Consider the following 11424-nt stretch of genomic DNA (forward strand, 5'->3'; position numbering starts at 1 on the left):
CCCTTCCTCGTGCGGGAAGGCGCCGCTCAGCCGGCCGGCTCGGCCACCGCCGCCTGCGGCCTGATCGGCAACCGGTTGACCGGCCGCCCGGTCGCCGCACGGACCGCCGACGCGACGGCCGCCGGCGCCGCGACCACCGGCGCCGCACTCGCGGGCTTCGCGCCGAAGGGAGCGACCACGTCGCGCTCCTCGACCAGGTTGACGATGTGGATCTCGGGGGTGTCGAGCGAGGTGGGCAGGGCGTACCCGGTGAGGTCGGGGCGGCGGACGATGCCCTTCGGGGTGCGGAGGTTCTCCGTGAGGGCCGCGCCCACGCCCTGGGTGACGCCCGCTTCGATACGGGCCGCGAGCTGGGCGGGATTGAGGATGCGGCCGACGTCCTGGGCGACCGCGAGTTCGACCACGCGCACCGAGCCGAGCTCCACGTCCACGTCCACCACCGCGCGGATCGCGCAGAAGGCCATGCCGACGAAGGCGTCGCCCTGGCCGGAGGCGTCGAGCGGCTCCGTGGGGTGCGGGCGGCACTGCGCCGTGGCCCACAACTCCTTGCCGTCCATGGCCTCTTCGACGGTCGTCGAGAGCACGCCGTCGTAGGACGTGATCTTGCCGTCCGCGATCTGCAGCAGCTCCGTGGACATGCCGAACGTGTGCGCCAGCGGCTGGAGGAGCTGGGTGCGGACCATCTTGGCCGCCCGCTCGACCGCTCCGCCCGACACCCATGTGTGCCGGCCCCGGCAGCCGGGTCCGGCCGGCGGCTGATCGGTGTCGACGGGCGCCACGTGGACTTCTTCGATCCCGAGCGTCTCCTGGACGATCTGGCGGGCGAGCGTGGCGAAGCCCTGGCCCGTCTCCACGGCGGCGCAGATGACCGTCGCGACGCCGCCCTGGACCTTCACGGTGGCCGTGGAGACCTCGTCCGCGCCCTCCGCGCCGAGCATGTGCACCATGCCGATGCCGTAGCCGACGCCGCGGCGGATCGCGGCCGGGTCACCGACGCCCTCGGGACCACCGGGGAGCAGCCAGTCCCCCTCCGGCGTGTCCTTGGGGAGCGGCGGCAGCGGGAAGTCCCTTACAGAGGTGAGCAGTTCGGCCACGGGCGCAGGGCACGTCACCGTCTGCCCCGTCGGAAGGATGTCGCCGGTCGCGAGGACATTGCGCAGGCGCAGTTCGGCCGGGTCGACGCCCAGCTTCTTCGCGAGCTTGTCCATCTGCGCCTCGTACGCGGCGCAGACCTGGAGCGCGCCCTCTCCGCGTACGTGGCCGGAGGGCGGGTTGTTCGTCCGTACCGCCCAGCCCTCGATGGAGGCGTGCGGCACTACGTAGGGGCCGCAGGCGAAGGACACCGCCGCGGCGAGCGCGTCGGACGACGTGTCGGCGTACGCGCCCGCGTCCAGCAGGATCTGGGCCTCCACCTTGACCAGCCGGCCGTCCGCGTCCGCGTGGTGCCGGTAGCGGAGCAAGGTGGGGTGGCGGTGCGGGTGGCCGAGGAAGGACTCCTCGCGGGACGCCGCCAGCTTGACCGGGCAGCCGGTGTGCAGGGCGAGGAGGCCGAGCGGGAGGTGGAAGCTGGGGTCCTCGCGGTCGGCCGTCGCGCCGGGCACGCCGGTGACGACGACCTTCACGCGCTCGCGCTCCAGGCCGTAGCGGGCCGCCGCGAGGTCGCGGTCACCGTGCGGGTCGGTGGAGGCGATGTAGAGCTCGACGCCGCCGTCGGGGCGGGGCACGGCGAGCCCGGCCTCGGCACCGATCGGCGCCGGATCCTGACGCCCGATGCGGTACAGCCCCTCGACGATGACCTCGCCGGTCGCCTCTGCGTCGCCGTGCTGGAGCGGGATGTGGCGGATCAGGTTGCCGTCGGGGTGCAGGGGCTCCGCCCCGAAGGACTGCTCGGGGTCCGTGACCGGGTCGAGGACCTCGTACTCGACGACGATCGCGGCGGCGGCCATCCGCGCCGTGTCGGGGTGGTCGGCCGCCACGGCCGCGAGCGCCTCCCCGTGGTGACGCACCACGTCGGAGGCGAACATCGGGCGGTCCGACGCGCGGTGTCCGGACAGCGGGCCGCCGGGGACGTCCTCGTGCGTGACGACCGCGAGGACGCCGGGCATCTCGCGCGCGTGGCTGGTGTCGATGCTCACCACGCGCGCGTGCGCGTGCGGGGAGCGCAGGATCGACGCCCAGAGCAGGCCCTCGGCCCACAGGTCGGCGGCGTACGGGAACGTGCCCTCCGCCTTGGCGTGCGCCTCCTCCGAGGGGAGGGACGTGCCGAGTCCGTGCGGGAAGCTCTCCGCCTCCGGGGCGGCGGGGGCCACGGAGGTCGTGGCCGTCTCGTTCGTCATGCCTGGCCTCCGTCCGGAAAGTCCTGCGGGTCCCCGGTGGTCGGGGGTCCCGCCTGGCGCGGGATCAGCGGCTCTTCCGCGCCGCCCTCGGCCGCGGTGTCCGCCGCCGTCCGCCGCTCCTCGGCCACCTGGCGCACCGCGTCCACGACACCCCGGTAGCCGGAGCAGCGGCACAGGTTGCCGCACAGCGCCTGGCGGGTCTCCAGGGCGGTCGGGTTCGGGTTGCCCTCCAGGAGGTCGTGCGCCGTCATCGCCATGCCGGGGACGCAGAAGCCGCACTGCACCGCACCGCACGCGGCCAGCGCCCGCTGCACGTCCGAGGGGCGGCCGTCGGTGGCGAGTCCCTCGACCGTACGCACCTCGCTGCCCGCGGTGGTCGCCGCGGGCACCAGGCAGGAGGCTACGAGACGGCCGTCCACCTGCACGTTGCACGCGCCGCACTCGCCCTGCGAGCAGCCGTCCTTGGCCCCCGCGAGCCCGAGCCGCTCACGCAGCACGTACAGCAACGACTCCCCGATCCAGGCGTCCGTGACGGGCCGGTCCGCACCATTGACCCGCAGAACGTAACTGGCCAGGGGGTGATCGTCATGAAGCGAGGGCTGAGCGACGTCTTCACCCTCGGACTCCTCCGGGACGGCGTCGACCTCGACCTCGGACGCCTCCACAGCCACGGTCTCGTGCCCATCAAGCCCGCTCTGCGAACGAGAGCCCGGCACATCAAGCCCCGCCGGCGATTGAGGCGCGGGGTCCGGGGCAGAGCCCCGCGACGCAGGCCCGGCCGGCCCCTCCGGGGAGACGAGCGGCGGAAGCTCCACCTCGACGTCGGGCTCCGCCGGGGCCCACGGCGCCGCCGCACCCCCCGGCAACGTCGCCGGAGGCACCTGCCCACCCCACTGCCGCCCCACCGAGGACGCGCTGAACTCACCCGATTCCTCCGGGAGTTCACCCCCGGCCAGCGGCACGGACCACTGCCCGGTCTGCCCGTGGTGCGGCGCCTGCTCCACAGGCTCGGCCGCCACGGGCTCAGCCACCCCACCGCCGGAGGCCCCCGCCCCCGGCCCAACGAGATCCTGCGGCAGCACCCACACCCCGGTCGACGCGGGATCGGTCGCGGCCGCCCCCGTGGCCGGACCCACCGTGATCGGCGGCGGCACGTAGCCGTGCCCCGGCGCGGCGAGCGGCGCCGCGTCCGGGAAGCCCTCGGGGGGCAGCTGCACGAAGGCCGTGGCGTCGGAGTCGTACTCGCCCTGGGGCACCGGCTCCCAGCCGTCGGGGCCGGGGTACTCGTTCGTCACGACAGTGCCCTCCCAAGTGCACGTCGGGCCAGCACGGCGACGGTGCGCCGCAGATGCAGTACGGCGGGCGGCAGCTGCTGCTGCGTGCCGTCAGGAGCGGGGTCCGGGTCGGGGACGCAGGCCGCGGCGACGTACTCGCCGAAGGCGTGCACGGCCTCCGGTACGAGGGCGCCGCGTTCGCCGTCCCAGTCGATGAGCGAGGCCACCCACTGCTCGGCCTCCAGGGGCCGCAGCGGCATCGGCGCGATGGCCCCGACGGCGCAGCGCACCCCGCGCCGCGCCGGGTCGAGGACGAGCGCGACGGAGGCCATGGCGCGGCCGGGACCCGTACGCCCGGTCGCCTTCAGGAAGACCTGCGGAGCATGCAACAACGGAACCCGCACAAACCCGATCAGTTCGCCCGGGGCGAGCATCTCCATGCCGGCCAGCAGGTGCGAGACCGGCACTTCGCGTCTCGCGCCGCCCCGCCCCGCGATGATCAACGTGGCTTCCAGCGCGGCCAGTACGGGCAGCGTGTCATTGGCGGGCGCGCCGGAGGCGATGTTGCCGCCGAGCGTGGCCGCGTTGCGGATCTGGGGCGGGCCCGCGGCCCGCGCGGCGGCGGCGAGGCCGGGGATCAGCGCGGCGAAGTCGGGGCGGCCGATGCGCGCGTGGGTGAGGCCCGCGCCGAGCAGCGCGTTCCCGTCCTGGTACTGCCAGCCGCGGATCTCGCTGATCCGGCCGAGTCCGACGAGGGCGGCGGGGCGCAGTCCCCCCGCGTTGACCTGGGCCATGAGGTCCGTGCCCCCGGCCACCGGTACGGCGGCGGGCATGGCGGCGAGTGCCGCGACGGCCTCGTCGAGCGAACCCGGAAGTACCGCGGCCTGTGTCGTCGCCTGCGGTGCGTGCGTGGTCAAACCGGCTGCCCCTTCCCGAAGTCCGGCCGCGTGCCTGGCAACGGCGCCGGTCCCCGCGTGGTCCGCGCGTGACCGCCGTTCCCGCCGTTACGCCTGTTCCGCCGTACGGTACGTGCTGACAGGCCGGAGGTGGCAACTCTGGCACATCTTCCTTCCGGCCCGGAGCGGGGGTCCGGTAGGAGGCATTCGCCCCTTCCACCTCATAGATGACCGATATCGCACCAGATCACCCGTGGGGGCGAATTGGCGGCCTGCGCCTACGTATGAGGCGAGGTGGGCGGTGAGGCGTGGCCCTCGCCTCCGTGCAAGCTCACACGTTCGGGGGTTCCCCTTCGAAGGGACGTCCGAGCACACCCGGGCGCCGCTGCCAGGGCAACGGGCCGCCGGGCGGCCGGTAGCCGACGCCCAGGGCGTCAAGTCGCCGGTAGTGCGCGGTCATTCGGCGCTCGAAGTCCGCGAAGTCACGCGCGGCGGGTTCGGGCAGCTCGCTCCAGGCGACCTCACTGAAGGCGGAAAGCCGCGGATACACCTGGTAGTCGAGGCGCTGCTCGTCCTCCGTCACCTCGGTCCACACGTTGGCCTGCGTGCCGAGGACGTGCCGCGCCTCCTCCTCGCTCAGCTGCGGGGGAACCGGTTCGAAGCGGTAGACGTCCTCCAGGGTGCGTACGTAGCCGATGGGGACCGGTTCCTCGTCGCCGGGGGCCTGGCGGTAGTTCAAGTAGATCTGCTGCTCGGGGCACATGACGACGTCGTGGCCCGCCCTCGCCGCGGTGATGCCGCCTTCGTAGCCGCGCCAGGAGGAGACCGTGGCGCCGGGCGCGAGGCCCCCTTCGAGGATCTCGTCCCAGCCGACCAGGCGCCGCCCGCGCGTGCCGAGCCAGGTGTCGAAGTGCCGGATGAACCAGGACTGGAGCTCGTCCTCGTCGGCCAACCCCAGTTCCTTGATGCGTGCCTGGGCGGTGGGCGACTGCCTCCACTGGTCCTTGGGGCACTCGTCGCCCCCTACGTGGATGAACGTGGACGGGAACAGGTCGAGGAGTTCCTCGAAGACGCCCTCGTAGAAGCGGAGGGTGTTGTCAGTGGGGGCGAGTACGTTCGGATTGACGCCCCAGGTGTCCCAGACGGGGAGGGAAGACGTGTCGACGACATCACTGTTGCCGAGTTCCGGATACGCGTGGATGGCTGCCTGCGAGTGGCCCGGCAGGTCGATCTCGGGGACGACCGCGATATGCAGCGCGTCCGCGTACGCGACGATTTCGCGGATGTCGTCCTGCGTGTAGAAGCCGCCGTGCGGCTTGTCCTCCCACAACTCCGAGGCGCGGTGGCCGAATTTCGTCCGTGACCGCCAGGAGGCGTCCTGCGTCAGCTTCGGGTGGCGCTTGATCTCGACGCGCCAGCCCTGGTCGTCGGTGAGGTGGAAGTGCAGGACGTTGAGCTTGTGGGCGGCCATCAGGTCGAGTTGGCGCAGCACTCCGGCCTTCGGCGTGAAGTGCCGGGCGACGTCGAGCATCATGCCGCGCCAGCGGAAGCGCGGCGCGTCTTCGACGGTGACGTACGGGACGGACCAGGTGCGTCCGGGGAGCGGGGCCCGGCGGTACGCGTCGGGGCCCAGGAGTTGACGCAGCGTCTGGGCGCCCCAGAAGACGCCTGCCGCGGAGCCGCCCTCGATCGTGATGCCCGCGTCCGTCACGCGCAGCCGGTAGCCCTCCGGTTCGAGGGAGCGGGCGGGGTCGATGCGCAGGGAGATGACGTCGCCCTCGTCCGCACCCTTGGGCGGCAGGTCGAGACCGGTCGCCGCGCCGAGTGTCGCGCGCAGCCGGCGTGCCGTGCCTTCGGTCCCCTCCCCCGCCGCGATGCCGGTGCGCTCGCCGAGCGCGTGGCGTCCGTCGCCCGAGCGCGTCAGCCGACGGGGTGCGGGGATGAGTTCCATGGCGGGAGGCTAAGAGGACTGGACCAATTCGCGCAATGGTGGGGCGGACGCGCGAAACCCCGGGCATGCGTCACCGCACACCCGAGGTTCACAGGGACTCACCGGGAAGGGAGGAGCGACTACTTGTCCTTGCCGCCGCCCTTGCCGTCCTTGCCGCCGTTGTCCTTGTCGCCGCCGGCGCCCATGGACTCGTAGATCTCCTTGCACATGGGACACACGGGATACTTCTTGGGGTCACGGCCCGGCACCCACACCTTGCCGCAGAGCGCGACGACGGGCGTGCCCTCCAGCGCGCTCGCCATGATCTTGTCCTTCTGGACATAGTGGGCGTAGCGCTCGTGATCGCCATCGCCGCTCGACGTCTGCGGCGTCGGCTCTACGAGGGTCCCCGTACCTGTCCCGCGCTCGGGCTCAAGAGTGCTCATAACCGCCAAGGGTACTTAAGCCCGCCCGGTCCCGGAACGAGGTCAGTTGAGCGAGGGATCGTCCGGATACGTGGCCACCATCGCCAGTTCGCCGCGCTGGCGCCGCAGGACCGCCCGCCACAGGCCCTCGGGGCGGGTGGCGGAGACATCACCGGGCTCCGACTCGACGACGTACCAGGCACCCTCGGTCAGTTCGTCCTCCAGCTGCCCCGGCCCCCAGCCCGAGTAACCGGCGAAGATCCGCAGGGAGCCGAGCGCCGCCGCGAGCAGCTCCGGCGGGGCCTCCAGGTCGACGAGGCCGATCGCGCCGTGCACCCGCCGCCAGCCGAGGGGCGCCTCCCGCTCGTCGTCGCCGGGGATGACCGCGACGCCGAGCGCCGAGTCGAGCGAGACCGGGCCGCCCTGGAAGACGACCCCCGGCTCACCGGCCAGACCGGCCCAGCCCTCCAGGATGTCCCCGACGTCCACCGGCGTCGGCCGGTTCAGTACGACGCCGAGCGAGCCCTCCTCGTCGTGGTCGAGGAGCAGCACGACCGCCCGGTCGAAATTCGGGTCCGCGAGGGCGGGTGTAGCCACGAGCAGCCGCCCTGTGAGCGAGGACACCTCGGTCATGCCTGACATGATCCCGCATTCGGCCGCCGCGGGGGGAGCCAAGCGCAACAACCGCGGGAACGCAGCTCAGCGCGCGGGGAAGCGGAAGGCCGGCACTTCACAAAATCGTCACGCTTTGTGCTTTCCCCGGCGCGCTTCGTGTTGTGGCGAACTCATGACGCTCCCTGGAACCCGCAGGCATACGAATATGGGGCGGGCCGCCCTTACCCTTGAGCCTGGCCCTGCCCTTCTCTTCGGAACGCGAGATTCATGACCGTCACCGACGATGTACTCCTTGTCCACGGCGGAACTCCGCTCGAGGGCGAGATCCGTGTTCGCGGCGCGAAGAACCTCGTGCCAAAGGCCATGGTCGCCGCGATCCTCGGCAGTGCGCCGAGCCGGCTGCGCAATGTCCCGGACATCCGCGACGTGCGCGTCGTACGCGGCCTGCTGCAGCTGCACGGCGTGACGGTCGGCCCCGGTGAGGAGCCGGGCGAGCTGGTGATGGACCCCTCGCACGTGGAGTCGGCGAACGTGGCCGACATCGACGCGCACGCGGGCTCCTCCCGCATCCCGATCCTGCTGTGCGGCCCGCTGCTGCACCGCATCGGCCACGCCTTCATCCCGGGTCTCGGCGGCTGCGACATCGGCGGCCGTCCGGTCGACTTCCACTTCGAGGTGCTCCGCCAGTTCGGCGCGACGATCGAGAAGCGCGAGGGCGGCCAGTACCTGGAGGCCCCGCAGCGGCTGCGCGGCACGAAGATCCGTCTCCCCTACCCCTCCGTGGGCGCCACCGAGCAGGTCCTGCTCACGGCCGTCCTCGCCGAGGGCGTCACGGAGCTCTCGAACGCGGCCGTGGAGCCTGAGATCGAGGACCTGATCTGCGTCCTGCAGAAAATGGGCGCGATCATCGCGATGGACACGGACCGCACCATCCGCGTCACCGGCGTCGACAAGCTCGGCGGCTACACGCACCGCGCCCTGTCGGACCGTCTGGAGGCGGCCTCCTGGGCGTCGGCGGCGCTCGCCACGCACGGCGACATCTACGTCCGCGGCGCGCAGCAGCGCTCGATGATGACGTTCCTGAACACGTACCGGAAGGTCGGCGGCGCCTTCGAGATCGACGACGAGGGCATCCGCTTCTGGCACCCCGGTGGCCAGCTGAAGTCGATCGCGCTGGAGACGGACGTCCACCCCGGCTTCCAGACGGACTGGCAGCAGCCGCTCGTCGTCGCCCTGACGCAGGCCACGGGCCTCTCGATCGTCCACGAGACGGTCTACGAGTCGCGTCTCGGCTTCACGTCCGCGCTGAACCAGATGGGCGCGCACATCCAGCTCTACCGCGAGTGCCTCGGCGGCTCCAACTGCCGCTTCGGGCAGCGCAACTTCCTGCACTCGGCGGTCGTGTCCGGGCCGACGAAGCTGGAGGGCGCCGACCTGGTCATCCCCGACCTGCGTGGCGGCTTCTCGTACCTGATCGCGGCGCTGGCGGCCCAGGGCACGAGCCGTGTCCACGGGATCGACCTGATCAACCGCGGCTACGAGAACTTCATGGAGAAGCTCGTCGAGCTCGGCGCGAAGGTCGAACTCCCGGGCAAGGCCCTCGGCTAGCGGTTCGCTCCGCGTAGCCACCAGGGCCGCCCCCGGTCGACCGGGGGCGGCCCTGTTTTTTGTTTTTTAGGGGCGCGGGGAACCGCGCGAACGCAACCAGACGAAAAGCCGCGACGGGCCACAGAGCTGAGGGTCGCCCGCAGACCCGCCGTGCCGTGGCTGGGCGCGCAGTTCCCCGCGCCCCCCAAAAAAGAACAAAAAAAGGACGGCCCCCCGGAAGGATCCGGGGGGCCGTCCTTGCGCCTAGGAACTACTTGCCCTTGGCGGCTTCCTTGAGCTTGGAGCCCGCCGAAACCTTGACGCTGTAGCCGGCCGGGATGTTGATCGGCTCGCCGGTCTGCGGGTTACGGGCGGTGCGAGCGGCACGGTGGGTGCGCTCGAAGGTCAGGAAGCCGGGGATGGTGACCTTCTCGTCGCCCTTGGCAACGATCTCGCCGACGGTCTCGGCGAACGCGGCCAGCACGGCGTCGGCGTCCTTGCGAGTCACCTCGGCGCGGTCGGCCAGCGCGGCCACCAGCTCACTGCGGTTCATGTTTGTACTCCCGTGTTCTTCTTGCCGTTGAGGCGTGCCACGCGACCAGGCCGCGTGTTGGGCAACAGCAAAGTTGATGCTGCCAGGGTCTCGGTCAGGCCCAGGACCCGGGTCCGTCTTCCAGACCCTTGCGCCTGAAGAGGCATCCTGCCCCTACCCACGGCGGTAAAGCCAATCCGGCACCCCTTGGAGTAACACGGAAGGCGCCACCGCGCCGGTGAGAGGCGGGCCGGGGGCCTGTTTCCCGGCCAGCCTATGGGTCCCGCGGGCCCCGTAAACCGCGACGCGCCGGTAATCAGGCGGTCGTGGCCCCCGTCACAACCACTCCGGCAGCTTTCGCGGCATCGCGCACCGCTCCGGCGACGGCTCCCGCGACCTTGTCGTTGAAGACGCTCGGGATGATGTAGTTCGGGTTGAGCTCGTCCTCGGTGACCACGTCGGCCAGGGCCGTCGCGGCCGCCAGCATCATTTCCGTGTTGACCGTGCGCGACTGGGCGTCGAGCAGGCCGCGGAAGACGCCGGGGAAGACCAGCACGTTGTTGATCTGGTTCGGAAAGTCGGAGCGGCCCGTGGCCACGACCGTCGCCGTCTGACGGGCGATCGCCGGGTCGACCTCCGGGTCCGGGTTCGCGAGCGCGAACACGATGGCACCTTCGGCCATCGCGGCCACGTCGTCGCCGTTCAGCACGTTCGGGGCCGAGACGCCGATGAACACGTCCGCGTCGACGACCGCTTCCTTCAGCGTGCCGGTCAGGCCCTCGGGGTTGGTGTTGTCGGCGATCCAGCGCAGCGGCGAGTCCGCGTCGGCGTCCTTCAGGTCCTCGCGGCCCGCGTGCACGACACCGTGGATGTCGGCCACGACGGCGTTCTTGACGCCCGCCGCGAGCAGCAGCTTCAGGATGGCCGTACCGGCCGCGCCGGCGCCCGACATGACGACGCGGATGTCGCCCATGTCCTTGCCCGCCACGCGCAGCGCGTTGGTCAGCGCGGCGAGCACGACGATCGCGGTGCCGTGCTGGTCGTCGTGGAAGACGGGGATGTCGAGGGCCTCGCGGAGGCGGGCCTCGATCTCGAAGCAGCGGGGCGCCGAGATGTCCTCGAGGTTGATGCCCGCGAAGCCGGGGGCGATGGCCTTGACGATCTCGACGATGGCGTCCGTGTCCTGGGTGTCCAGGCAGATCGGCCAGGCGTCGATGTCGGCGAAGCGCTTGAAGAGGGCCGCCTTGCCCTCCATGACCGGCATGGCGGCCATCGGGCCGATGTTGCCGAGGCCGAGCACCGCGGAGCCGTCGGTGACGACCGCGACGGTGTTGCGCTTGATGGTCAGGCGCCGGGCGTCCTCGGGGTTCTCGGCGATCGCCATGCAGACGCGGGCCACACCCGGCGTGTAGACCATGGAGAGGTCGTCACGGTTGCGGATGGGGTGCTTGGACTGCATCTCGATCTTGCCGCCGAGGTGCATGAGGAACGTACGGTCGGAGACCTTCCCGAGCGTCACGCCCTCGATCTTGCGGAGTTCCTCGACGATCTCGTCCGCGTGGGACGTCGACGTGGCCGCGATCGTGACGTCGATCCGGAGCTTCTCGTGACCGGAAGCGGTGACGTCGAGGCCGGTCACCGAGCCGCCGGAGGACTCAACGGCGGTGGTCAGCTGCGAGACGGCGTTACCGCCCGCGGGGACCTCCAACCGGACCGTCATCGAGTAGGAGACGCTGGGCGCCGTTGCCATGGCCGACTTCCTCTGCTTTCACCGTGTAGCTGTTGCCGTCCGATGGTCCCACCTACCGGTGAGTACGTGGTAGTCGCAT

Annotated in this window: 9 protein-coding genes; 1 reads left to right on the top strand and 8 read right to left on the bottom strand. The window is 71.6% G+C overall.

What is annotated here, in order from left to right; translation table 11 throughout:
- Positions 1-26: 26 nt before the first annotated feature.
- The 6 genes from ACWD2L_RS30785 to ACWD2L_RS30810 all read right to left on the bottom strand — a co-directional run bounded on the left by ACWD2L_RS30785 (position 27) and on the right by ACWD2L_RS30810 (position 7503).
- Positions 27-2336 (bottom strand): xanthine dehydrogenase family protein molybdopterin-binding subunit, encoded by a 2310-nt coding sequence (locus tag ACWD2L_RS30785; RefSeq protein ID WP_351338208.1) that lies wholly within the window; start codon positions 2334-2336, stop codon positions 27-29.
- On the bottom strand, positions 2333-3631 hold the full coding sequence (locus ACWD2L_RS30790) for a 2Fe-2S iron-sulfur cluster-binding protein (protein ID WP_351338206.1): 1299 nt from the start codon (positions 3629-3631) through the stop codon (positions 2333-2335). The genes ACWD2L_RS30785 and ACWD2L_RS30790 overlap by 4 nt, the downstream gene beginning before the upstream one ends.
- A complete protein-coding gene (locus tag ACWD2L_RS30795; protein WP_351338205.1) occupies positions 3628-4527 on the bottom strand; it encodes an FAD binding domain-containing protein in 900 nt (299 codons plus the stop codon). Before ACWD2L_RS30795 ends, ACWD2L_RS30790 begins: the two co-directional genes overlap by 4 nt.
- Positions 4528-4837: 310 nt before the next feature.
- Positions 4838-6457: a beta-N-acetylhexosaminidase gene (locus ACWD2L_RS30800; RefSeq protein ID WP_351338202.1), complete on the bottom strand. Its 1620-nt coding sequence runs from the start codon at positions 6455-6457 to the stop codon at positions 4838-4840.
- A gap of 119 nt (positions 6458-6576) precedes the next feature.
- A complete protein-coding gene (locus tag ACWD2L_RS30805) occupies positions 6577-6882 on the bottom strand; it encodes a DUF3039 domain-containing protein (protein ID WP_351338200.1) in 306 nt (101 codons plus the stop codon).
- Between the two features lie 42 nt (positions 6883-6924).
- Positions 6925-7503: a YqgE/AlgH family protein gene (locus tag ACWD2L_RS30810; RefSeq protein ID WP_351338198.1), complete on the bottom strand. Its 579-nt coding sequence runs from the start codon at positions 7501-7503 to the stop codon at positions 6925-6927.
- 240 nt (positions 7504-7743) lie between these two features.
- On the opposite strand from ACWD2L_RS30810, the gene murA reads away from it, so the two are divergent.
- Entirely contained in the window at positions 7744-9084 is a 1341-nt protein-coding gene (gene murA, locus ACWD2L_RS30815; RefSeq protein WP_351338195.1) for a UDP-N-acetylglucosamine 1-carboxyvinyltransferase, read from the top strand.
- A gap of 250 nt (positions 9085-9334) precedes the next feature.
- Here the strand turns inward: murA and ACWD2L_RS30820 are convergent, their stop codons facing one another.
- A complete protein-coding gene (locus tag ACWD2L_RS30820; protein WP_016645140.1) occupies positions 9335-9616 on the bottom strand; it encodes an HU family DNA-binding protein in 282 nt (93 codons plus the stop codon).
- 295 nt (positions 9617-9911) lie between these two features.
- The gene (locus ACWD2L_RS30825) at positions 9912-11345 is read right to left on the bottom strand and encodes an NAD-dependent malic enzyme (protein ID WP_351338192.1); all 1434 of its coding nucleotides are present in this window, start codon (positions 11343-11345) and stop codon (positions 9912-9914) included.
- Positions 11346-11424: the final 79 nt, after the last annotated feature.

The sequence above is a fragment of the Streptomyces sp. NPDC002754 genome (assembly GCF_053592315.1).